We start from the raw sequence: 21619 nt of genomic DNA on the forward strand, positions 1-21619 counted from the left end.
TAGCGCAAGTATGGTTGCAAACGCCGGGGGCAAAAACCTGTCGTCACTCCCCTTTCCGGCGATCGTCGGACAGGAGGAGCTGAAACGCGTGTTGCTCGCCGTCGCGGCCAACGACGACCTCGACGGTGCCCTGATAACCGGGGAAAAAGGAACTGCGAAATCCACCGCAGTACGAGCGCTCGTCGATCTCCTGCCCGAACAGCGGGCCGTCGCCGACTGTCCGTATGGCTGTTCGCCCGACGACTCGAGCCAGCAGTGCGACGACTGCCGCGAGCGCGACCCCGCGGATCTCCGGGTCGAGACGCGACCCGTGCCGCTCGTGACCCTGCCGCTGGGGGCGACACGGGACCGGGTCGTCGGTACCCTCTCGGTCGAGGACGCGCTGGCCGGCGAGGCAGACTTCGATCCCGGCCTGCTGGCTCGTGCCAACCGCGGCATCCTCTACGTCGACGAGGTCAACCTGCTGGACGATCACCTCGTCGACGTCATCCTCGATGCGGCCGCCAGCGGCGTCAACACCGTCGAGCGCGACGGGATCAGCGTCTCCCACCCGGCGGACTTCACTCTGATCGGAACGATGAACCCCGAAGAAGGCGACCTTCGGCCCCAACTGCGCGATCGGTTCGCCTTACAGGCCACCGTCGAGGGCTGTCGCCAGATCGACGACCGCGTCGAGATCATCGATCGTGCGCTCGAGGCCGAGAGCGAACCCGACCCCGCAACGGCGTACGCCGACGAGACCGAAACCCTGCGAGAGGACCTCGCGGCGGCCCGCGAGCGCCTCGCGAACGTCGACCTCCCGACCGATTTCAAAGCCGAGATCGCCGACCTCTGTCTCGCGGCCGGCGTCGACGGCCACCGCGGCGACGTCGCGACGGCCCGCACTGCCATGACGCTGGCTGCACTCGAGGGTCGCGAGACGGTCATCGAATCGGATGTCCACGAGGCGGCGACGTACACGCTTCCCCACCGGCTTCGGAGCACTCCCTTCGAGGACGAACCGGATCTCGACGATCTGCTCGAGGACCGCTTCGACGAGGAGTCACCCGACGACGATGGCGAGGGGGATGGAGACGACAATGACGGGGATGACGGCGACGAGAGCGAACCAGAACCCGAACCAGGTGATGGAGACGAGGACAGCGGTCGCGAGGGATCGGACGACGGCAGCGATGGAGCCGGCAACGACGACTCGAGCGACGGCGGCGATGGCGACGAAAGCGACGATGACGGGCCTGAACAGCGACCGGAGCGTGGGGAGCAACCGGCTCCAGCGAACCAGTCCCCCGCCGAGACCGGCGACGGGGGGTCAGACGACGACTCGAGCGAGCGTGATTCCGAGTCGGACGAGTCATCCAATGACGAGGATAGCGAGGACGAAACCGCCCAGCCGCTCGTCCCCGGCCAGCAACGCGCCGAGATCGGCGACGCGGCAGCGCCGGATCTCGAGACGGCGACCGTCGAAGGCAGCGAGGGCGCGACTGCGACGGGATCACGGGCGAGTACGGCACCGAGTACGGACAACCGGGGTGCGCGCGTCCGCACCGAGCCCGCCTCGGGCGAAGGCTCGATCGACGCCGCGGCGTCGGTCCGGTCGGCGGCGACCCGCGGCGAATCCCGCGTCGGGAAACAGGACCTCCGGCAATCGGTTCGGGCCGGCGAGACGTCGGTGACGATCGTCTTCGCCGTCGACGCCAGCGCCTCCATGCGCCCGGCGATGCGGACTGCCAAAGGTGTGGTCCTCGAATTACTGCGCGACAGCTACGAACACCGCGATCAGGTCGCGTTCGTCGCATTCGCCGGCGAGGACGCCGACGTTCTGCTCCCACCGACCGACAGCGTCTCGCTGGCCGCCCGCCATCTCAAGGACCTCCCCTCGGGCGATCGAACGCCCCTGCCGGCGGGACTCGAGACCTCGAGACGGGTCATCGAGCAGGCCGACACCGACGCCGCGGTCGTTGTCCTCGTCACTGACGGCCGAGCGAACGTCGCCGACGGGAGTCCGACGGCGGCGACTCGTGAGGCGGCACGTGCGCTCGCGACCGAGGACACGCGCGTAGTCGTCGTCGACGCCGGCGACGATTCGCGCGCAGGGCTCTCGGACCTCGTCGCGAGCGAGACCAACGGCGAGCGAGTGGAGCTCTCGACGCTGTCGGTCGAGCGGGTTCGGGCGGCCGCCGAGCGAGCGGCCGACGAGAACCAGCGCTCCTAAAACAGGACAACTACCCGAAACGAGGGTGAAGACGGATCAACACCCCTTTGAACGCCCCTCGGCTGTTATCCGACGGAAATCGATGACGGGGGATGAGCAAGTCGCCGACGAGTCCGTCGGTGATGCGATCGAATACGGAATCGACGAACAGCCGCCGCTGGGTGAATCGATGGTACTGGGGGTCCAGCACTATCTGACGATGGTCGGCGCGAACATTGCGGTGCCGCTGATTCTGGCTGACGCGATGGGGATGCCTCCTGGCGTGACAGCCCGATTCATCGGGACGTTTTTCGTCGTCTCCGGCATCGCGACGCTCGCCCAGACGACATTTGGAAACCGGTATCCGATCGTGCAGGGCGCGCCGTTCTCGATGCTCGCACCGGCGCTGGCGATCGTCGGGGTCGTCACTGCCGGCGGCGTTCAGGGACAACCGGGCTGGGAAGCAGCACTGTTGCAGCTTCAGGGCGCGATCATCGTCGCCGCGGTCGTCGAGGTCTCGATGGGGTATTTCGGACTGGTCGGGAAACTCCGCCGGTTCCTCTCGCCGGTGGTAATCGCACCGACGATCGCGCTGATCGGCCTCTCGCTGTTCAGCGCCCCGCAAATCACGACGAACAACCAGAGCTGGCCCCTGCTCGGGCTCACGCTCGGACTCATCCTGCTGTTTTCACAGTACCTCGATGTCAGACACAAGGCGTTCCGCCTCTATCCAGTGATTCTCGCGCTGGTCATCGCCTGGGTCGCCGCCGCAGCACTCTCGGTGGCGGGCGTGATCGGTGGCGGTCATCCGGGCTACGTCGATCTCGGAGCGGTCGCGAACACTAGGCCGCTGCTTCCGATCTATCCCTTCCAGTGGGGGACCCCCGAGATTACGACGGCGTTCGTTATCGGGATGTTCGCCGGCGTGTTGGCCTCGATCGTCGAGAGCATCGGCGACTACTACGCGGTGGCGAATATCTCGGGTGCGGGTGCGCCAAGCGAGAAACGGATCAACCACGGCATCGGGATGGAAGGGCTGATGAACGTCTTCTCGGGCATCATGGGCACCGCTGGCTCGACATCGTACTCCGAGAACATCGGCGCGATCGGGCTCACCGGTGTCGCCTCGAGATATGTCGTCCAGATCGGGGCCGTCGTCATGCTGTTCGTCGGCTTCATCGGCTACTTCGGCCAGTTGATCGCGACGATCCCCGATCCGATCGTCGGCGGACTTTTTATTGCTATGTTCGGTCAGATCGTTGCCGTCGGGATCTCGAACCTTCGTCACGTCGATCTCGACTCCTCGAGAAACACGTTCATTATCGGCTTTGCCCTCTTCGTCGGGCTGGCGATCCCGGCGTACATGGGCAACTTCGAGAGCACGATCGCGTTCCGTGAGGCCGTCGGCCTCGAGTCCATGATCGCCGCGACTGGACTCGCGAACACAGCCGCCGCGACCGGGGTTGAGGCCGCGGTACAGGCCGTCGTCGATACGGTATACATCGTCGGCTCGACCGGGATGGCCGTCGGCGGGCTCGCGGCGCTGGTCCTCGACAACACGGTCCCGGGGACCCGCGAGGAACGCGGCCTCGCGGCGTGGGACCGTATCTCCGAGGACGAGTCCGACTTCGACTCGGTCTGGGACCGCTGGATCCGGACCGAGACGAGCACCCGAGAGTGACTGTGGTCCAGTCGCACAGAAAATGAGAGCTTGGCTGGCTCTCAGTTCGTGCTATCGCAACCCGGTATTCTAAGAGCGAGTAGCACCCAGCCATTGTATGGCAGCACTCGAGGTCGACGACGGTACGATCAATTACGAGACGACCGGCGACGGCCGGCCACTGGTGTTCGTCCACGGCGGGTGGCTGGACGCCACGACCTGGGAGCCACAGGTCGAGCGCTTCGCCGACGAGTATCAAGTCGTCACGCTCGACGTCCGCGGCCACGGTAACACCGGCGCAACTGACGCCGACCAGTACTCGATCGAACTCTTCACTGACGACCTCGAGGCGTTGTTTTCACACCTCGAGATCGAGCGACCGATCTGCTGTGGGCTCTCGCTGGGGTCGATGGTCGTCCAGGAGTATCTGGATCGCCACCCGGACCGTACGGCGGGCGCGATCCTTGGCGGAGCGGTGCGGTCGATGCCGCCGGTGGAGCTGCCGACGGGGCTGAAACCGTTCTGGTCGCCGCTGCCGGCGGTGTCCGCATCGCTGTCGATGACGGGCTCGGCAGGGACCTTCCAGTCGATGCTCCAGTCGATTCAGGCGACGACTGGCCAGCGGTGGCTGTCGGTCGATTCCGCGATCAGGGCCGAAGCGATCGACACCGTCGGCGACATCCCGTCGGCGGAGTACCGCAAGATATTCGGCGCGCTCTACCGGTACGATCCGCCCGAGCTGACTGGTCTCGAGACGCCGACACTCGTCGTCCACGGTGATCAGGAGGTGCCGCTGGTCAAACGACAGAGTGCCCAGATCGCGTCGGCGGTCGCCGACGGCACGCGCGTCGAACTAGCTGATTCGGGCCATCTGGTCAACCAGGACCGCCCGCGTGCGTTCAACGCGACCGCGACCAACTTCCTCGACTCCCTCTCCGCGGCCTAGCCGGCACTGGTCATCGAACAGTGGCATCGGCTCGAGTCGGGTCCGGTTGCTCCATCGGGGCGGCCCGGTGCCACGAATCGGAGCGGTCGGTTGAGAGTCCGAGATCGGATGGGGTCACACGAGTCGTGGGTGTTCCAATGTGATTTGGCACCACCACAAAGACGACGGCACCCCTAGTTCGGCACACCCCTGGCCTATGAGTAGCCAACGCCCGGACGCCAGCAGCGTCGACCCCGTCCCACCGACTGACCACTGGAGTAGTGTTTCGAAACACGTCTTCAACAGCTACGTCGAAGCCAACAACGCCCTCTTCGCGGCAATGGGGCTGACGCACTCGCGCGAATCTTCGTCCGACACAGACACGACGACCTCGGGGGCGGTCGGCGAAATCGCGTTCGGCGACGAGAACTGGACCATGGAACGCTCGACCGACGACGCCGACGCACTCGGTGTCGGCGACTACGTTCGCTTTCGGAAGCCGATCGCGGACACGGACGTCACCGCGTTCGCACAGGTCTCGGGGGATGCCAACCGACTCCACCTCGAGTCCGAGTTCGCCGAGGAAACGCAGTTCGGCGGCCGAATCGTCCACGGCACGCTCGTCGCCGGGACGATCAGCGCCGCGTTAGCCCGCTTTCCCGGCGTGACGGTCTATCTCTCGCAGGACCTCGAGTTCACGGGACCGGTCGAGATCGGTGAGACGGTCACGGCAGCGTGTGAGATCATCGAAGACCTCGGCGAGGACCGGTTCCGGCTGCACACGACGGTCGTAGACGAGAGCGACGAGACGGTCATCGACGGCGAGGCCGTCGTTATGATCAACGAACTCGAGTAGCCGTCCCCCGCCACCCTCTACCCGAACGGGAGAGGGGGAAATCGGCCGGTAGAGACAGTGCGGACGGCGAGCTTCTCGTTCCGGCGATGTGTCGACAAAACACAAAACAGGTGCTCCTCGAGCGAGACCGTCATGACGATGACGGACGATTCACACACGACTGACCGGCGGCGGACGGGTCACAGTCGCCGGCAGGTGCTCCAGGCGGTCGGCGGCGCGACGGTCGCGGCCGCTGGACTCGCAGGTTGTCTCGGCCAGAGCGAGGAAGCCGGAACCGACGGGATTCCCCTCGTCGAGACCGACCTCAAGCAGACCGTGCCCGACGGCGTCGCCCAGTTCAGACACTCGGTCGAGCGGTGGGGGTACTACCCCGACGCGACAGTACCCGACGCGGTGACACAGGACTGGCGGTTCGACGAACTCAACACGGGGTCGCACACTGCAGCGAAGGCCAGCGCCGTCCCGCTTCCGGACGGCGGGGTCGTCTTCCCGGGTGACACCGGCTATCTCATCGCCCTCGACGCCGACGGTGAGGAGCGCTGGCGAACCGGGACGGACACCGAGGGGCGAGGGATCCACGGCACGCCCGCCGTCGCCGACGGCCGCGTCTACATTGGCGCGTACGACGGCGTCCTCTACGCCGTCGACGCCGAGACCGGCGACATCGACTGGGAGACGAAACTCGGCGGCTCGATCGGCTCGAGCCCGCTCTACCACGACGGGCAGGTCGTCATGGCAGTCGAGTACCCCGATCCGGAGGGGAGCACGTTCGTCGTCGACGCGGCCACCGGGGAGGTCGTCTGGGAAGACCCCGAAGGTCGGCCCACCGATCACCCACACTCGACGCCGGCGATCGACCCCGACGCCGGTCGGCTCGTGTGTGGCTCGAACGACGGGGTGCTCTACGGCTGGTCCTATCCGGATCTCGAGTTCCAGTGGTCGTTCGAAGCCGAGCCCCGCGACAACGACGGCGATATCAAAGGGCCGATCGCGACCTACGACGGCGGAGCATACTTCGGGTCGTGGAACCACCGCGTCTACCGGATCAGTCTCGAGGACGGCACCGAAGACTGGTCGTTCGAGACGGGAGACCTCGTGATGTCGGGGCCGGCGATCGATCCGACGCTGGATACGGTCTTCATCGGCAGTCACGACGGAAACCTGTACGCTCTCGATGCCCAATCCGGCGAGCGCCACTGGTCGGTCGAAACGGACGGCTGGCTCTACGGTTGTCCGACCGTCTGCGACGACCGTGTTCTGGTTGGCTCGAGAGGAGGGACAGTCTACGCGCTCGAGAAACGCACCGGCGAAATCGTCTGGACGGTCGACAACGAGGGCGTCGTCTCGAGTACGCCGCGCGTGATCGACGGCGCGATTTACTACGCCGAACGCGCACCGAACCCACCAGAAGACGGCGAGGACCCGTCCGACGAGGGGATCGACACCGACGGCGGCGGCTACAAGCTCGTGGCCGACGAGTGATACTGCTGGACAGAACCATTTGAAGATCGATCGGCGCGGCGGTCGTCATCGGAGACGGCCGGTTTTCGCGATCGACGTCACACCGACTGCTGTCCGGCAGTATGAACTACGGCTCCTCGCTTACGTCGATCCCGTCAGCGAGCAGCCGGTCCCGAACTGCCTCGCGATCGACAGTACCCGACGCCGTCCGGGGCAACGCGTCGACGATCCCGATCGTCTTCGGCTGTTTGAATCCTGCAAGGCGGTCGTCGCAGTGGGCGAGGAGTGCTCGCAGCTCGAGCGTGCTCTTGTCCGAACTCGAGTCCGCGTCTGGAACGACAAGCGCCGCGACCCGCTCGCCCCACTCCTCGTCTTCGAGTCCGACGACGGCGGCGTCCTCGACGCGAGGATGGTCCCGGAGTGCCGCGACCACTTCGCCGGGATCGACGTTCTCGCCACCGGTGACGATGCGGTCGCTGCGGCGATTGAGAATCCACAGCCGCCCGTCCGCGTCACGATAGCCGACATCGCCGGTGTGCAAGCCCCGGTCGTCGAACGCCGCTTCGGTGTGGTTGTCGTCGAGGTAGCCCGGCGTCACCGTCGGCCCCGAGACGACGAGCTCGCCTTGCTGGCCGGGCTCGACGGGCGTGCCGGTCTCGTCGACGACTGAAACCTCGGTGAACACCAGCGGCTGGCCGACAGTCCCCTCGTGGGCGGCGACCTCGTCGGGCAGCGCCGTCGCGATCTGGGAGGCCGTCTCGGTCATGCCGTAGGTCGGACAGACCGGCACGTCACGCTCCCGGCAGCGCTCGAGCAACTCGCTCGAGGCTGGTGCGCCACCGAGCAAGACGAACCGCAACGCGTCTGCTGGCTCCCAGCCGGCGTCGAGTAGGCGCTTGCACATCGTCGGGACGAGCGAGACGCCGGTTACACTGTAGTTTTCGAGCACGCGCGCTGTCGCCGTCGGCTCGAACGCGCGCTGGATCACGACGGGCGTGCCGTACAGCGCCGACCGGACGACGGGTGCTAGCCCGCCCATGTGATACATCGGGAGACAACACAGCCACCGGTCGTCGGGACCGACGCCCAGCCGAAACGCGGAGGCAGTCGCGCTCGCGACGAGGTTGCCGACCGTCAGCCGGACGGCCTTCGGCTCGCCGGAGGTGCCGGAGGTGAACATGATCAGTTGTGTCTCGTCGCGTGCGAGTGTGGTCGCCTCGACCAGCTGTGCGTCTCGCTCGGGGGCCGCTTCGAGCGTCGCGCTCGTTTCCGGCCGAGCCAGCATCCGTGTCCGATCTCGCTGTGGCTCGTCGACCGAGTACACGTCGACCGATCCGGTGTCGGTCGCGACCTCGAGCGCGGTCGCCTCGGTCCCGCGCTCGCAGACGATGGCGGTGAGGTCGGTCCGTGCGACTTTCGCGGCAAGTTCGCCGGTCGTCTCGCGGACGTTCAACGCGACGGCGACCGTCCCAGTTCGCATCGCGGCGAAAAAGAGCGTCGCGAAGGCCGGACGGGTGTCCATGAGGACGCCGATCCGTTCGCCAGCGAGGGCCGCCGACTCGAGTGCCGCCGCGAGGCGGTCGACCCGGCGGTCGTACTCGCGGAACGTCCAGTCGGTGTCCGTTGCGACGTCGATCAGTGCCGTCCGCTGTGGCGTCGCCGCGACGCGGTGGGCGACCGGGTCGCGTGTCGGCCAGTCGATCGGGGTAGGCATCACTCGGTCCACACGTCGGTGACGCCGAGGCCTTTCGCTTGCGGAACGACCGCCGATCCCTTCTCGAGCAAGACGGGATCGCGGCCCAGATCCTCCGCGAGCAGGTCTCCAGTTGCGAGCCCGCAGGCCGGGACATCGGGGATCGCCGCCGCCAGATGGACCGCGCCGGTCCGCGCGACGACGCCATCGATCGTCGTCGTTACCAGCGGCGTCACATCGAGTTCAGTTAGCCAGGCCGCGAGCTTGCGCGCCACGTCGAGCCCGCCCAGCGCCATCGGTTTCAGGACGACGACATCCGCGGCGTCGGCGTCGCAAATCGTGTCGACGCCGTGCTGGAGCAAGCCCTCGTCGAGCGCGATCGAGACGCCCCGACTCTCCGCCCGGAGGTCGGCGTGGCCCTCCAGGGCCCCCGCGGGCAGCGGTTGCTCGAGGATCGAGACGTCCAGGTCCGCAAAGGCCGCAAGCGCCGACTGGGCCTGTTCGTAGGTCCAGGCTTCGTTGGCGTCGGCCCGGAGTTCGACGTCGGGGCCGACGGTTTCGCGCACGCGACGAACGCGTTCGATGTCTTCCTCGATACTTCGGATGCCGACCTTCAGTTTGCAGCAGTCGAAGCCCCGATCGACCGCCGCGCGTGCGTCGCGTGCGGTGTCGGCCGGGGGGCCGTCACCGATCGTCGCGTTGACCGGCACCCTGCCGACCATCGGCCCCTGGCCTAGATAGCGATACAGCGGCGTCGCCTCGCGGGTCGCCTGCAGGTCGGTAAGTGCCAGCGAGAGCGCGTGTCGAGCCGCGACCTGCTGATCGACGGCCTCGAGTGCCTCGCTCGCGCCGCCCGTCCGGAGCGCATCCTGTGCGCGCTCGAGGGCGTGCTCGCAGTCCGCGAGCGACTCCGTCCAGCCCGGGAGCGGCGTCGCCTCGCCGTAGCCGACGGCGGGGTCGTCGCGTCCCTCGGCGACGAGGCGCACGAGAAAGCCGTCTCGCGAGGAGATCGATCCGTCGGCCGTCTCGAGTGGCTCGGCCAGGGCGAGCGAGAACGGTCGATACTCGAGCGAGAGATCGTCGGGGATCATAGCACCACCAATCCCCCGGCGAAAGAGATGGCGTAGAGCGCGAGTAGTTTCCCCGTCTGCTCGAGTGCGGGATTGAGCGCGTCACCGTCGGTTCGCGTCACGACGGTCCGGGCAACCATCGCGGCGTAGGGTACCGTGACCAGCGGCAACAACACGCCGGGGCCGTACTCGGTCCCGAGCCAGAACCAGACGGGAACGACGTAGGCGAGTGCGAGCAGAGCGACGTACTCGAGGCGGCTCCACTGATAGCCGAGTCGTACTGCCAGTGTTCGCTTGCCGGTCTCGGCGTCGGTCTCGAGGTCACGGATGTTGTTCACGACGATGATCGCCGTCGAGATCCCGGCGATGGGCAGGCTCGCGACGACGGCCGCAGCCGTGATCGTGTCCGCGGGGAGCGTCGTCGTCAGCGGCTCGGCGAGGACGGCCGCGGCCTGCACGTAGTAGGTCCCCGTCACGGCGACGAGCCCGAAGAAAATGAACACGAAAAGATCACCCAGGCCGTGATATCCAAGCGGATAGGGACCGCCGGTATAGGCCCAGCCACAGACGACGCTCACGAGCCCGATGACGAGAATCGGAAGCCCACCGATGTAGACGAGATAGGTTCCCGAGAGAACCGCCAGCCCGAAGGTCACGATGGTCGCGAACTTGACCTGCTCGGGCGAGATCAGCCCCGACTGGGTGACGCGGGTAAAGCCCTCGCGGTCCTCGGTGTCGGCACCGTTGATCGCGTCGTAGTAGTCGTTCGCGAAATTCGTCCCGATCTGGATCAACGCCGCCCCCACGAACGCCAACAGCGCCGGCAGCGGCGCGAACACGCCGTCGGCGACCGCCAGCCCCGTTCCCACGATCACCGGAGCCGCAGCCGCGGGCAAGGTCTGGGGACGGGCTGCCATCAGCCACGCCTTCGTCCGTGAAATGTCGACCTCGGCCGAACTCATTACTCGTCTATCCGACTCGAAAGAGTGTCAACGTTGGCATTGTGAACCGACACGACCGCGCGGTCACGCCGTGGGGACTGCAAGCTCGAGGGACTCCATCTCGAAAAACGCCGTCTCGTACCCCTGATGGCGGGCCAGTTGCGGCGGGGACTCGACCGTGATCGTCACCGAATCGCCCGGCTGGACCGCTCCGACTGATCGTCCGTAATGGAAGCCGACAACGTCGTCGAGCATCCCGACGAGGTCCCGGGCAACGACCGTCGAGCCGTCGCGGTCGACGGTGGCGTGAAGCGACATGTTCGTGAGCGGAACCCGGTTGTACGGCGTCCGCGGCGAGACAAGCAGATACCGATCGTCGCCGTCGGCCAGTCGCGAGCCGGCCTCGAGCAGGTTGCCCACGAACGCCGCGTCGCCGCTCGTCGGCAGCCCGTCCCGTGACTCGCCGTCGGACGCGCGCAAGTGGGTCCCGGGATAGTCTCCAGCAGGCGGGAATGTCGAATACGGAACCGGAGACTGCATCCCCTCGCCGCCGTGGCCCATCGGCTCGAGCGCACCACGGGTCCCCCAGCGGTCCCGCTCGAGGAGTTCGATCTCATCGACGACCCCCTCACGGAACGCCTGGTCGTAGGTAAACTCGAACGTCGCGCTCGCACCGTCGTCGAATCGCCCCGCGAACGCGCCGGTTCGTCGCGTCGTGATCGGCGGCAAATCGACATGCACGGTGTAGATACCGTCGGCTGGCAGCGTGATGTTGTCTCCGAAGTGAACGCCCATCTCTTGGGAGAGCATCGGCCACAGCGACCGACTTCGCTGCCAACCACCGTCGCCCTCGATCGTCGCCTGCGGACTGAGATCCACGGGAAGCACGCGTCCCGTCTCCGGGTCCCAGACGACGAGCATCAGGTGGACGCCGCGGCCGGCCGCCGGCTCGACGAGCTCGCGATCGGTCCCGGTAACGAGCCAGAACGGATGCGGATACGAGAGCATCGGTGCCAGCCGGTAGTCGCCCGCGTCGATCGGCTCGAGCGTTCGCATCGCGCTCCGGTGGCCAGGGAGATACACCGCTTTCGGCGGGTCCTCGAGCATCGGGACCGGCGCGGTTCCCGTCCCTGCGTCGCCGCCGCGTTCGGCTTCGTTTTCGCGGGCACCGTCGCTCGCGTCGCGATCGTCGGTTCCACTACCCGGTGCCGTACACCCCGTGACGGCGATCACAGCCGACAGCGGGGCCGCCTGTCGAAGGAACGTGCGCCGGTCCATCGTGGGTCACTCGATTGGTCTCACGATCGGCTGCCCGGCGTCAGTAATGCCACGGGAACTCGTCGAAGTCCGGCTCACGCCCCTCGACGAACGCGTCGCGGCCTTCCTTCGCTTCGTCAGTCATGTAGCCCAGCCGCGTCGCCTCGCCGGCGAAGACCTGCTGGCCGATCATCCCGTCGTCGGTCATGTTGAAGGCGTACTTGAGCATCCGCATCGCCGTCGGGCTCTTCGAATTGATCCGGCGGCCCCACTCGAGGGCGGTCTCCTCTAACTCCTCGTGGGGGACGACCTCGTTGACCATCCCCATCTCTTCGGCTTCCTCGGCGGAGTAGGTCTTCCCGAGGAAGAACACCTCGCGGGCCTTCTTCTGGCCGATCTGCTTGGCGAGGTAGGCCGAACCGAAGCCGGCGTCGTAGCTGGCCACGTCGGGGTCGGTCTGGAGGAACTTCGCGTGCTCTTCGCTCGCGAGGGTCAGGTCACAGACGACGTGCAGCGAGTGACCGCCGCCGACGGCCCAGCCCGGCACCACGCAGACGACGACCTTCGGAATGTGACGGATAAGCCGCTGGACCTCAAGGATGTGCAGCCGCCCCTGTTCCGATGCTCGTTCCTCGTCGCCTTCGTACTGGTAGCCATCTTCGCCGCGGATCGTCTGATCGCCACCCGAGCAGAAGGCCCAGCCGCCGTCCTTCGAGGAGGGGCCGTTCCCGGTCAGCAACACACAGCCGACATCGGTCTGGCGTTTCGCGTGCTCCAGAGCGTCGTAGAGCTCGTCGACCGTCCCGGGTCGAAAGGCATTGCGCACGTCGGGTCGATCGAACGCGATCCGCACCGTTCCGGAGTCGACCGCGCGGTGGTAGGTAATGTCTTTGAACTCGTCGTTCAGGGCCATCGGCTCCCACTGTGCCGGATCGAAGAGGTCCGAAACCATTTGCTCGAGTGTCGTCGGCGATACCAGAAATAGGTTCGCGTCGCGCTCGAGAGATATTCACTATAGCGTCACTTGATTTATTTGCTCGATAATCGACGGAAACTCACGACCGTCACTGTCTGCCACTGCGTGCTGGCTCGTCCTCGAATACGGCCACCGTTCATCTAGGCCATATTATTTTTTGCCCGTCAGCCCGACCGCTCACGCGATGGGCGAGACGTATTACGAGGTCCTCGGTGTCGACTCGAACGCAACCCTTGACGAGATCGAGTCGGCCTATCGCGACCGTGTCCTCGAGACCCATCCCGACCACTCCGACGATCCCGATGCGGCCAAGCAGTTCAAACGGGTCACGACGGCGAAGTCGGTACTCACTGACGAAGCGGAGCGCACACGATACGATCGGCTCGGCCATGACGCGTACGTCGGTCTCGCCCACGGAGACGCCGGTAGCGGTGACTCAAGCGGCGAGGCCAGCGGCACAGACCGGTCAGCCTCGAGCGCCCGGGGTGAACGGGCGGCAACCGCGACCGGGACAGCAAAAGAAACGACTGACACGGGGACCTCGGGAACCGCAACCGATCGTTCCCGAGCGACAGCGGGCGACCGACGGACGGGGAGTCGAGCCGGGCGAAGACAGACCGATGCGGAAAGCGGCCATCGAACCGGAAGCCACCATGCTCGACACCGATCGCAACGGCACCGCCAGCGGGCGAGACGACAAGCGGCCGGCGACTGGCCGTTCGAGGGGACGGACGACCCCGAAAACGGACGGGAAGGGCGTACTCGGACAGGAGGATCTGCGGCCGAGAGACGAGAGAACGGGTTTCAGTATACCGTCCACGACTGGGACGGCGATGTCGACCTCGAGTGGGAGGGACCACCGATCCATCGGCGGACGGTCGTCTCGGTGGGCTTGATCGCGCTGTTGTACCCGTTATTAGTCGCCGCGAGCCTCACGTCGCTGTTTTCGCTGTCAGTTAACGCCGTCGTCGCCGCGTGTACGCTGGCGATAGGCGGCTACCTGTTGACGATGCCCCGGCTCGCGGTGGCGGCGTTCGGTGTCTGGAGCGTCTGCTTTCCGATCGGATTGGTGGCGATTCCCTGGCTCACTCCTGTCTCCGCGGTCGGACTCCTCGCGATGGGGTTCGCTTGGGTGCCGTTCGGCTACGCCGTCGCTCTCTGGTGGGTCCTGCGGCCGTGACCGTCGTGCGTCGCTGCTCACTGTCTTAGAGGCGTCCGCTAGCGCGCTACTGCACAGCGTTCAGCAAGCGAGGAACGACGCCCCTCGAGATCAGTCCGATCCGTTGGCTGCGTCGTCTTCGAGTGCGGTCGCCACGGTATCGGAGACCCGATCCATGAGCGCTTCGCGTCGTCGGTGGCTCGCTTCGGAATCGAAGTCGACGGCGATGATCTGTGTACCCGCCGTCTCGAGCGAGTCGCGATAGGCGGCTTCGAAGTCAGCGGGCGCAATGCGTTCGAACGCGAGCCCGTACATATCGCCGAGCGCCTCGAACTCGAGGCCGTGGGGCGTCTTGAACTGCTGAGTAAAGGGTGGGTCGAACTCCTCGATTGGCAGTTTGTGAAAGATACCGCCACCGTCGTTGTCCAGTAACACGATCGTCGCGTCCACGTCGCAGCGATCGACCGCGAGCAGGCCGTTCGAATCGTGGTAGAAAGCCAGGTCGCCGGTGACCAGTACGAGCGGGTCGTCGGTCGCGCTGCCGGCACCGAGTGCCGTACTCGCGATCCCGTCGATGCCACTCGCGCCGCGGTTCGCGAGCACTGTCAGATCGGTCGCTCGGGGCCGGCCAAATCGGTCGGCGTCCCGGATCGGCATGCTATTCGAGACGAACACCGTCGCCGGATCCGGCGCGTTCGCGATCGCCGATGCGAGGATTGCGCCCTCGAACGGCTCGGACGCGAGCGCGTCCGCAGTCAGCGCATCGTCGCAGGTTTCCCAGTGGCAGCGTTCGGCTGCGTCGAACCAGGCACGCCACTCGTCGCCAGTCGAGGGGGTTGTCGCCGACTCGGTGTGTTCGCATTCGTCGAGTGCCTCGAGCACCCCCTCGACCACAGTTCCGGGCTCGGCGGCCAATAGATCGGTTGCAGTGAACGTCGCTTCACGCCACGCGCCCGCGGGATCGATCAAGAACTGTCGCGCATCGGCGTCTCGAAGCCAGTTGCGAAGCCGTTTCGATGTCGGAGACGCGCCAAAGCGGAGGACGACATCCGGCGCTGGCAGTGCATCGATGTAGGCATCGTAGCCACCGTAGATCGTCCACGGTGCATCGCTGTCTCCATCGGGTCGTCCGACGTGGGAGCCGTATCGCAGTCCCGAGAGTGGATCCGCGAGGACCGGCGCGCCGAGCCGATCGGCGAGTTCGGTGACTGCGCCGGGCTCGAGCGAGCCGAGAGCGGTCGGATCGGCGGGCCCCGCGACGATTAGTGGGCGGTCAGCGCCCTCGAGCGCTCTACGTAGCTGTCGGTGCTCCTCGCTTGCGAGCGTCCGCACACCCCCGGTCGTCTCGACGAACGGCCCGTCTCGACCCGTTGCTGCCAGCGTGTCGGCGAACGATTCGGGGACGTCGCCGGGCACGTCGATCGGCTCGAGTGGCTTGCGGAACGGACAGTTCAGGTGGACGGGGCCGGGCGGGACGCCGGTCGTCTCCGCGAGCGCACGCGCAGCAGTCGTCCGGAGACTGCGCACTTTCCGCTCGTCGGCTTCGGGTTCGGGCAGTTCGGTGTACCACCGGACCGCGTCGCCGTAGAGTTTGACCTGATCGACGGTCTGATTCGCGCCGCTGTCGCGCAACTCGGGCGGCCGATCGGCGGTAAGTACCAACAGCGGGACGCGAGCCTGATCGGCCTCCATCACGGCGGGGTGAAAGTTCGCGACCGCCGTCCCGGAAGTACAGACCAGCGCTGTCGGCTCGCCGGTCCGGCGGGCGCGACCGAGCGCGAAATAGGCCGCCGAGCGCTCGTCGAGATGGGAGTAGACCTCGATCTCCGGGTGTTCGGCGAACGCGACCGTCAGCGGCGTCGACCGGCTTCCGGGGGCGATACAGATGGCCTCGAGGCCGCCCTTGGCGAGTTCGTCGGCGAGGACGCGACCCCAGAGGGTCGCACGATTCGGTGCAGTCATTGGATACTACCGCAGTTCGTCGAGAATCGGTCGGAACTTCAGCTGTACCTCGTCCCACTCCTCGTCGGGGTCGCTGTCGGCGACGATTCCGTTGCCCGCAAACAGCGTCACTGTCTCGTCTGCCGCGACACCAGAGCGAAGCCCGACTGCGAATTCGCCGTCGCCAGTGGCATCGAACCAGCCGATCGGCGCGGCGTACCAGCCACGGTCGAACGGCTCCGTGTCGCGGATCGTCTCCCAGGCAGCCTCCGGCGGGACGCCGCCGACCGCAGGCGTTGGATGCAATGCCTCGACGAGTTCGAGAACGTGACGATCACCCTCGAGCGTGGCTTCGATCGGCGTCCGCAGATGTTGAATGGTCGCCAGCCGGCGAATCGTCTGCTCGCTCACGGTGAGTTCGCGTGCGAGCGGTGCGAGTTGCTCGCGGATCGCGTCGACGACGAGGCCGTGTTCCTGCTGGAATTTCGCGTCGGCGCGCATCCGTTCGACGTGTGCCTCGTCTTCGGTCGACGTGTCCCCGCGGGGAACCGACCCGGCTAGCGCTTCCGTCTCGACGTGTACGCCGCGTTTCGAAACCAGTCGCTCGGGTGGCGCGCCGAAGAACGTGCCGCCGACATCGTGATCGACTAAGAAGCGATAACAGTTCGGATACCGCCGGTGGAGCCGCTCGAGCGTCGCCGGCACGTCGATCGGCCCCTCGAGATCGACCGACAGCGACTGTGCGAGGACGACTTTCGTCAGCTGGCCGTTGGCAATCCGCTCGAGAGCGGTGTCGACCTGTTCGGTCCACGCCGCCTGCGAGGTCGTCCGCCGCGTTGCGTCGACGCCGGGGGTCGCGTCGGCTGGTCGCGTCGCCGGCTGGTTCATCAGGCGATCGTGCCAGCGCTCGAGGCGGTCAGCAACTGTGTCGCTGTGTTCGCCGACGGCGGTCAGCCACGTCCCGTCGTCAGTTCGGGTCACGAAAAGCTGTGGAACGACGAAGGAGGCCGCGTCGAAGCCGGCCCAAGGTGGGACGGCCTCGTGGCCGTCGTGAAACGAGAAGCCGCCGAACGCCCGCGGTCGCGCGTGTTCGGGGCCGTCGTGTGCGAGTCCGTCGAAGGCACGGCTCGCCTGCGTTCGAATCCGATCGAATCGGTCGGTGCCGGCGGCGGTAAAGCGGGCGGCGACGCCGCGACCGACGATCTCGAGTCCGTCGGGTGTGGCCCACTGGATTCTCGACGCGGTCTCATCCTCGAGCACCGCACCGAACGCGGCGGTCTCGAGTTCGCGACTCCGGCTGACGAGGTCGACGGTACCGTCAACCGACTCGGTCTCCCCAGTTAGTCGACCCTCACCCGACGATCGGTCCATCGACACAACCTCAGGACCCACCCGCCTTCAGCCTAACTATTCGCTCACTTGGTGTATCCGTCTAGCTGTAGCGTTCTTCCTGCCACGGATCCGCAGTCCGCGAGTAGCCGCGCCGTTCCCAGTAGCCACGCTCGGGTTCGGTGAGGAACTCGATACCGTCGACCCACTTCGCGCCCTTGTAGGCGTACTTGTGCGGCGTAACCACCCGAAGTGGACCGCCGTGATCCGAGGGCAGTGACTCGCCATCGAACGCCCATGCGAACAGGACCTCTTCGCGCAGACAGTCCTCGAGCGGCAGATCCGTCGTGTAGTCGTCCAGTGCGGAAAACAGGACGTGGACGGCCTGACCGGACTCCGTCCGGTTGCCCGACGAGCGTCGCTCGTCGACGTCGTCGATGACGCCGGCCCGTTCGGCGAGTGTGAGGAATGGAACCCCAGTGAACTCACAGTCGAACTTGCTCCAGCCGGTCACGCAGTGAAAATCCTGACACAGGGTCACACTCGGCAGCGATCGGAACTCGTCCCACGAAAACGTCAGTTCCTCATCGACCGCCCCAGTGACGGTAAACTCCCACGTTTCGGGATCCCACTCTGGCGTTGCACTCTTCGAGAGGACGGGAAACTCGCTCGTTTCGCGCTGTCCCGGGGGCAATCGCTCGTCGCCGAACTCCTGATACAGATCCGTTACGTCTGTCACGTTCATACGCGTGGGTTTGTGCCGATGGACGTAGGTGTGACGCCATTGCCTGTCACCCCTCGAGAAACGCCACGTTTGGCAGCCGGCATAGGGGACAAAACGAATCGAAACGATCAGCGAACGGTCGAAAACTGCGGTTTCCATCGAAACCCTCGCTATGCCTTAGTACAGCGTTCCCGAGACTACCGTTGCATGGCGAGCAGACAACAACTAACGGAGCAAGGCGTGTCCGAGCAGCAACCGGCAGAGATGGGCGAAGATGCGATGGGCCCCGCGTTCGTCGCATCGGCCGCGTCGGTCGGGCTCGCGCTGTACTACTACTTCATCCGCGGTGAGCGCCAGCTCGGAACGTTCATCGGGCTCTGGCCGCCGACGATCCTCGCGTTCGCGAGTTACTTCAACCAGCGAAAGATGCGCCGGCAAATCGAGACGCTGACCCAGCCGGGGACGAAGCTGCGAGAGGCGTTCGACTCCGTGATGGGAAGTCGGTAGGGCGGCACTCACCGGATCTCCGTCCGCCTACCACGGCATCAGTAGCAAACAGTCGTCCGAACACCAACCGTCGTTTCGCGCGACTGAATTTTTCTTTCCGCTCCGTGTAGATTCCCCGTCAAACCTAAATACCCCCTCGCCGAAAGCCGAATCAGATGCCGAAAGTAGAGATCACTATCCCGGAGCACCTCGAGATGCAGATCGCGCAGATGGTCGAACGCGGTGAGTTCGTCAACCGCGAGGAAGCGATCGAGGACCTCCTGTCAACGGGTATCAAGGCCTACAAGACGAGTGGACCGATGGACGAAGACGAGGGCGCGACTGGCGGCACTGGCCTGGAAGACGACGGCATGATGGGCCACGACGACGAATACGTCTTCTAACGTCTTTGTTTTCGGCAGTCAGTTCAGCCATCCGACAGCGCACGCATCCGGTCCTACCACTTCTGGGAGCAGACGCTGTCTCGTCCGATCGCATGCTGCCAGCGAAGCCGGCGGGTCGTCGACCGTCTCAGACGCCCATCGTCAGCAGCGGGATCCCGAACGCGACCGCCGCGCCGACGAGCATGACGACGAAGCCGACCGCGACGTCCCGCGCCGAGTACGGGCTCATCGGTGCGGTCGTTCGCTCGGCCTCGAGGTCGTGACCGACGTCCGCCCCCGAGTCGTGATCGGTCTCCGGAGTGTCCTCAGTGTCGTCTGTCATGTGCGGGCGTTGTTTCCTTGCCATCTTAAAGACACCTACGTGGCGCTCGGAGCGATCGGTGAGACGTGTCACCTGAATATATTTCCCAAGAGAGGAACAATCGAGCCACGATGCCCTCCATTCACGGACCGTGCTCGCGCCGGCAACTTCTCGCCGGCGCGAGCGGTCTCACGGTCGCACTCGCCGGCTGTACCGGCTCGGAAGAATCGGAGAGGTCGAGCGAAAGCGACCGCACGACGCGTCGGTTCGGGCCGACCCACGAGTACGAATCGCTGTTCGTCCGCTTCGAGAACGACGATCGCTTCATCTATCGAAACGAGGACGAGGCCACGAAGGCCGAAAACGGCGATCAGACCGCGACGTACAGCCTCTCGCCGTTTTTCGTTCTCTCCGAGGAAGACACTGCGGAACTCTGGATCGACCCCGACCTCACGGACGACAAAGAGCGAGAGATCCGCCACTTCCTCGAGGCAACCGACTTCGGGAGCCAGTCGATCGCCGTCCTCCAGTGGACGGTCGAGGACTGTTACGAGCGTCACGTGATGGGTGTGCGGGCACGCGACGACGATTTCGAGACGGCGTTCTGTCGGTCCCTGAAAGCGCCGACGACGCCCTGTGAGGCCGACCGGGAACTGATGGAAGCGATCGTCCTCCGGGTCGACCGGGCGTACGCGGAGCGTCCCTCGAGCAGCGGCAGTTCCGAGAGCGCATCGTGTCGCGGTCGAACGATAGTAGCAGAGAGCAGCCCCATCGGAAACGTGACGAACACGACGCTGAACGCGACCGCGAACACGGAGAGAGACGAATGAGCGGAAACCACCGGAAGACACGCCGTCGGTTCCTCGCCGGTCTCGGTGCGGTCTCCAGCGTTGCCGTCGCCGGCTGTAGCACCCTCCCCTGGGAGGACGACGGGACGGCCACGTCGCTCCGGATGTCGTCGGCCGAAGCCGGGAGCGTCCGCACCGACGACGAGCCGATGATCGAGTGGCCGGCTCCAATCCGGCCCGCCGAGAGCGCACTCGAGGACGGGCTCGAGCGTGTCGACGCGTTGCTGGCCGACGTTCCCGATTCGCTGGGACCGGACGACGTGCCGAACGGCGTCGTTCGCGAGTCGATCGCCGAGAAGCGCGACGTGGCGATCGACACTCGGGAGGACGGTGCCGATGCAACTGGAGCAGCGCAGTATCACGCCTTTCGGGAGACGAGAGACGCACGCGAGGCCGCGCGACACGCCGCGACGACGTGGCTCGCCATCGACGCGGAGAGGCAGCCGCTGGTGGCCGAACTCCGGGACGAGCGCGACGCCGTCAACGCCGCGGTGACGGACCGACACGAGGCTCTCGAGTACCGCGGCACTGACACGGCCGAGGGACGACTCCGCGCGTGTCTGTACTACTACCAACACGAGACCGACCTCGCCCAGGCGGATCGGATTCTCGACCGCTGGAGCGTCGCCGAGGCTGACGACGTCCTGAAACTTGGCGAGTCCGCCAGCACCCTCGAGTTCGCGACGGCGACGACGACCGTCTGGGAGCACCTCGATGCCCGATGGCTCGCGGACGACGAAACCGTCGGCCTCGAGTCGACCTTCGAAGACGCCCTCGAGCACTCCATCGCGGCCGCTGACGAAGTCGGGTTCCCTGCCCAAGACGACGACTGGTTCGAAGCGATCGGGCTCGGCGATCTGGACGACCAGTACCTCGAGTTCGTCCTCTGGCGGGCTGGACAGCCGGTCGAGGACGCCCAGGATGGCATGAGAGAGGCGTTGCGAGAGGGCGACCTGGCGACTGGACTCTACAACGCCCTCGGGTTCGAGGTGGCGTACCGGGGGTTCGAGACGGTTCGCGACCGGATCGCCGACGGCGACGTTCGTGATCTCTCGGTCGAGGACGTTCGCGCCGAGCGCCGGGAAGCGCTCGCTGCTGCCCAGCAGGCGCGCGAAGCCGAACTCGAGGGCGGATCGCTCACCGAGCCGTCGCTCGGTGCGTACATCCTCGCGGAGACGCTCCGGTCGCTCGTCTGGGTCGACGACAGCGTGCGACGCGCCGCCGATCGGGAACCCGAGACGACCGTCTCGCTGACCAGCCAGTACCGCGACTACGTCCGGCATCGGAGCCACCTCGAGACGCTGCCGGACGCCATCGAGGCGGTTCGCGCTCGGCTGCTCGAGTAGCCGATTGTCCGATCCAGACCCCTTTACTACCCCCGGTGCGAACGATCCGTC

The 21619-nt window shown here is 66.1% G+C and carries 19 protein-coding genes; 10 read left to right on the forward strand and 9 right to left on the reverse strand.

Translation table 11 applies throughout. The annotated features are described in order from the left end of the window. Positions 1-10: 10 nt before the first annotated feature. The 5 genes from E2L06_RS06360 to E2L06_RS06380 all read left to right on the forward strand — a co-directional run bounded on the left by E2L06_RS06360 (position 11) and on the right by E2L06_RS06380 (position 7114). Positions 11-2212: a VWA domain-containing protein gene (locus tag E2L06_RS06360; RefSeq protein ID WP_138779699.1), complete on the forward strand. Its 2202-nt coding sequence runs from the start codon at positions 11-13 to the stop codon at positions 2210-2212. 82 nt (positions 2213-2294) lie between these two features. After that, the gene (locus E2L06_RS06365) at positions 2295-3872 is read left to right on the forward strand and encodes a uracil-xanthine permease family protein (RefSeq protein WP_138779701.1); all 1578 of its coding nucleotides are present in this window, start codon (positions 2295-2297) and stop codon (positions 3870-3872) included. A 97-nt stretch (positions 3873-3969) separates the two neighbouring features. Beyond that, positions 3970-4797 (forward strand): alpha/beta fold hydrolase, encoded by an 828-nt coding sequence (locus E2L06_RS06370; protein ID WP_138779704.1) that lies wholly within the window; start codon positions 3970-3972, stop codon positions 4795-4797. A gap of 196 nt (positions 4798-4993) precedes the next feature. Beyond that, positions 4994-5632 (forward strand): MaoC family dehydratase, encoded by a 639-nt coding sequence (locus tag E2L06_RS06375; protein WP_138779706.1) that lies wholly within the window; start codon positions 4994-4996, stop codon positions 5630-5632. A 138-nt stretch (positions 5633-5770) separates the two neighbouring features. After that, entirely contained in the window at positions 5771-7114 is a 1344-nt protein-coding gene (locus tag E2L06_RS06380; RefSeq protein WP_138782512.1) for a PQQ-binding-like beta-propeller repeat protein, read from the forward strand. A 106-nt stretch (positions 7115-7220) separates the two neighbouring features. Here the strand turns inward: E2L06_RS06380 and E2L06_RS06385 are convergent, their stop codons facing one another. The 5 genes from E2L06_RS06385 to E2L06_RS06405 all read right to left on the reverse strand — a co-directional run bounded on the left by E2L06_RS06385 (position 7221) and on the right by E2L06_RS06405 (position 13006). Then, positions 7221-8807: a class I adenylate-forming enzyme family protein gene (locus E2L06_RS06385; RefSeq protein WP_138779708.1), complete on the reverse strand. Its 1587-nt coding sequence runs from the start codon at positions 8805-8807 to the stop codon at positions 7221-7223. Next, positions 8807-9877, reverse strand: coding sequence for a mandelate racemase/muconate lactonizing enzyme family protein (locus tag E2L06_RS06390; RefSeq protein WP_138779710.1), 1071 nt, complete (start codon positions 9875-9877; stop codon positions 8807-8809). The genes E2L06_RS06385 and E2L06_RS06390 overlap by 1 nt, the downstream gene beginning before the upstream one ends. Next, a complete protein-coding gene (locus E2L06_RS06395; protein ID WP_138779712.1) occupies positions 9874-10818 on the reverse strand; it encodes a 1,4-dihydroxy-2-naphthoate polyprenyltransferase in 945 nt (314 codons plus the stop codon). Before E2L06_RS06395 ends, E2L06_RS06390 begins: the two co-directional genes overlap by 4 nt. 63 nt (positions 10819-10881) lie before the next feature. After that, positions 10882-12075, reverse strand: coding sequence for a hypothetical protein (locus E2L06_RS06400; RefSeq protein WP_138779714.1), 1194 nt, complete (start codon positions 12073-12075; stop codon positions 10882-10884). A 40-nt stretch (positions 12076-12115) separates the two neighbouring features. After that, the gene (locus E2L06_RS06405; protein ID WP_138779716.1) at positions 12116-13006 is read right to left on the reverse strand and encodes a 1,4-dihydroxy-2-naphthoyl-CoA synthase; all 891 of its coding nucleotides are present in this window, start codon (positions 13004-13006) and stop codon (positions 12116-12118) included. Between the two features lie 208 nt (positions 13007-13214). Between E2L06_RS06405 and E2L06_RS06410 the strand changes: the two genes are divergently transcribed. Continuing rightward, positions 13215-14210 (forward strand): DnaJ domain-containing protein, encoded by a 996-nt coding sequence (locus E2L06_RS06410; RefSeq protein WP_138779718.1) that lies wholly within the window; start codon positions 13215-13217, stop codon positions 14208-14210. 90 nt (positions 14211-14300) lie between these two features. Here the strand turns inward: E2L06_RS06410 and menD are convergent, their stop codons facing one another. The 3 genes from menD to E2L06_RS06425 all read right to left on the reverse strand — a co-directional run bounded on the left by menD (position 14301) and on the right by E2L06_RS06425 (position 18204). Then, positions 14301-16151, reverse strand: a complete 1851-nt coding sequence (menD, locus tag E2L06_RS06415) for a 2-succinyl-5-enolpyruvyl-6-hydroxy-3-cyclohexene-1-carboxylic-acid synthase (RefSeq protein ID WP_138779720.1) — start codon at positions 16149-16151, stop codon at positions 14301-14303. Between the two features lie 6 nt (positions 16152-16157). Next, a complete protein-coding gene (locus E2L06_RS06420; RefSeq protein WP_138779722.1) occupies positions 16158-17501 on the reverse strand; it encodes an isochorismate synthase MenF in 1344 nt (447 codons plus the stop codon). A gap of 61 nt (positions 17502-17562) precedes the next feature. Next, positions 17563-18204 carry a sulfite oxidase-like oxidoreductase gene (locus E2L06_RS06425; RefSeq protein WP_138779724.1) on the reverse strand — a complete coding sequence of 214 codons (642 nt, stop codon included), beginning with the start codon at positions 18202-18204 and terminating at the stop codon, positions 17563-17565. 186 nt (positions 18205-18390) lie between these two features. Between E2L06_RS06425 and E2L06_RS06430 the strand changes: the two genes are divergently transcribed. Both E2L06_RS06430 and E2L06_RS06435 read left to right on the forward strand, forming a co-directional pair. Continuing rightward, entirely contained in the window at positions 18391-18690 is a 300-nt protein-coding gene (locus tag E2L06_RS06430; protein WP_138779726.1) for a hypothetical protein, read from the forward strand. Positions 18691-18845: 155 nt separating this feature from the next. Further along, the gene (locus E2L06_RS06435) at positions 18846-19073 is read left to right on the forward strand and encodes a ribbon-helix-helix domain-containing protein (protein WP_008014354.1); all 228 of its coding nucleotides are present in this window, start codon (positions 18846-18848) and stop codon (positions 19071-19073) included. Positions 19074-19200: 127 nt separating this feature from the next. Here E2L06_RS06435 and E2L06_RS06440 read toward each other — a convergent pair whose 3' ends face one another. Continuing rightward, the gene (locus E2L06_RS06440) at positions 19201-19395 is read right to left on the reverse strand and encodes a hypothetical protein (protein WP_138779728.1); all 195 of its coding nucleotides are present in this window, start codon (positions 19393-19395) and stop codon (positions 19201-19203) included. A gap of 110 nt (positions 19396-19505) precedes the next feature. Between E2L06_RS06440 and E2L06_RS06445 the strand changes: the two genes are divergently transcribed. Both E2L06_RS06445 and E2L06_RS06450 read left to right on the forward strand, forming a co-directional pair. Beyond that, entirely contained in the window at positions 19506-20204 is a 699-nt protein-coding gene (locus E2L06_RS06445) for a hypothetical protein (protein ID WP_138779730.1), read from the forward strand. After that, positions 20201-21568, forward strand: coding sequence for a transposase (locus tag E2L06_RS06450; RefSeq protein WP_138779732.1), 1368 nt, complete (start codon positions 20201-20203; stop codon positions 21566-21568). Before E2L06_RS06445 ends, E2L06_RS06450 begins: the two co-directional genes overlap by 4 nt. The last annotated feature ends 51 nt before the right edge of the window (positions 21569-21619 follow it).

Source organism: Haloterrigena sp. H1 (genome assembly GCF_005938085.1).
Taxonomy (GTDB): domain Archaea; phylum Halobacteriota; class Halobacteria; order Halobacteriales; family Natrialbaceae; genus Natrinema.

Excerpts from the sequence above, each read along its gene's own strand:
- E2L06_RS06360 (WP_138779699.1), top strand. The coding sequence starts at position 11 with ATGGTTGCAAACGCCGGGGGCAAAAACCTGTCGTCACTCCCCTTTCCG.
- E2L06_RS06365 (WP_138779701.1), top strand. The coding sequence starts at position 2,295 with ATGACGGGGGATGAGCAAGTCGCCGACGAGTCCGTCGGTGATGCGATC.
- E2L06_RS06370 (WP_138779704.1), top strand. The coding sequence starts at position 3,970 with ATGGCAGCACTCGAGGTCGACGACGGTACGATCAATTACGAGACGACC.
- E2L06_RS06375 (WP_138779706.1), top strand. The coding sequence starts at position 4,994 with ATGAGTAGCCAACGCCCGGACGCCAGCAGCGTCGACCCCGTCCCACCG.
- E2L06_RS06380 (WP_138782512.1), top strand. The coding sequence starts at position 5,771 with ATGACGGACGATTCACACACGACTGACCGGCGGCGGACGGGTCACAGT.
- E2L06_RS06385 (WP_138779708.1), bottom strand. The coding sequence starts at position 8,807 with ATGCCTACCCCGATCGACTGGCCGACACGCGACCCGGTCGCCCACCGC.
- E2L06_RS06390 (WP_138779710.1), bottom strand. The coding sequence starts at position 9,877 with ATGATCCCCGACGATCTCTCGCTCGAGTATCGACCGTTCTCGCTCGCC.
- E2L06_RS06395 (WP_138779712.1), bottom strand. The coding sequence starts at position 10,818 with ATGAGTTCGGCCGAGGTCGACATTTCACGGACGAAGGCGTGGCTGATG.
- E2L06_RS06400 (WP_138779714.1), bottom strand. The coding sequence starts at position 12,075 with ATGGACCGGCGCACGTTCCTTCGACAGGCGGCCCCGCTGTCGGCTGTG.
- E2L06_RS06405 (WP_138779716.1), bottom strand. The coding sequence starts at position 13,006 with ATGGTTTCGGACCTCTTCGATCCGGCACAGTGGGAGCCGATGGCCCTG.
- E2L06_RS06410 (WP_138779718.1), top strand. The coding sequence starts at position 13,215 with ATGGGCGAGACGTATTACGAGGTCCTCGGTGTCGACTCGAACGCAACC.
- menD (WP_138779720.1), bottom strand. The coding sequence starts at position 16,151 with ATGACTGCACCGAATCGTGCGACCCTCTGGGGTCGCGTCCTCGCCGAC.
- E2L06_RS06420 (WP_138779722.1), bottom strand. The coding sequence starts at position 17,501 with ATGGACCGATCGTCGGGTGAGGGTCGACTAACTGGGGAGACCGAGTCG.
- E2L06_RS06425 (WP_138779724.1), bottom strand. The coding sequence starts at position 18,204 with ATGAACGTGACAGACGTAACGGATCTGTATCAGGAGTTCGGCGACGAG.
- E2L06_RS06430 (WP_138779726.1), top strand. The coding sequence starts at position 18,391 with ATGGCGAGCAGACAACAACTAACGGAGCAAGGCGTGTCCGAGCAGCAA.
- E2L06_RS06435 (WP_008014354.1), top strand. The coding sequence starts at position 18,846 with ATGCCGAAAGTAGAGATCACTATCCCGGAGCACCTCGAGATGCAGATC.
- E2L06_RS06440 (WP_138779728.1), bottom strand. The coding sequence starts at position 19,395 with ATGACAGACGACACTGAGGACACTCCGGAGACCGATCACGACTCGGGG.
- E2L06_RS06445 (WP_138779730.1), top strand. The coding sequence starts at position 19,506 with ATGCCCTCCATTCACGGACCGTGCTCGCGCCGGCAACTTCTCGCCGGC.
- E2L06_RS06450 (WP_138779732.1), top strand. The coding sequence starts at position 20,201 with ATGAGCGGAAACCACCGGAAGACACGCCGTCGGTTCCTCGCCGGTCTC.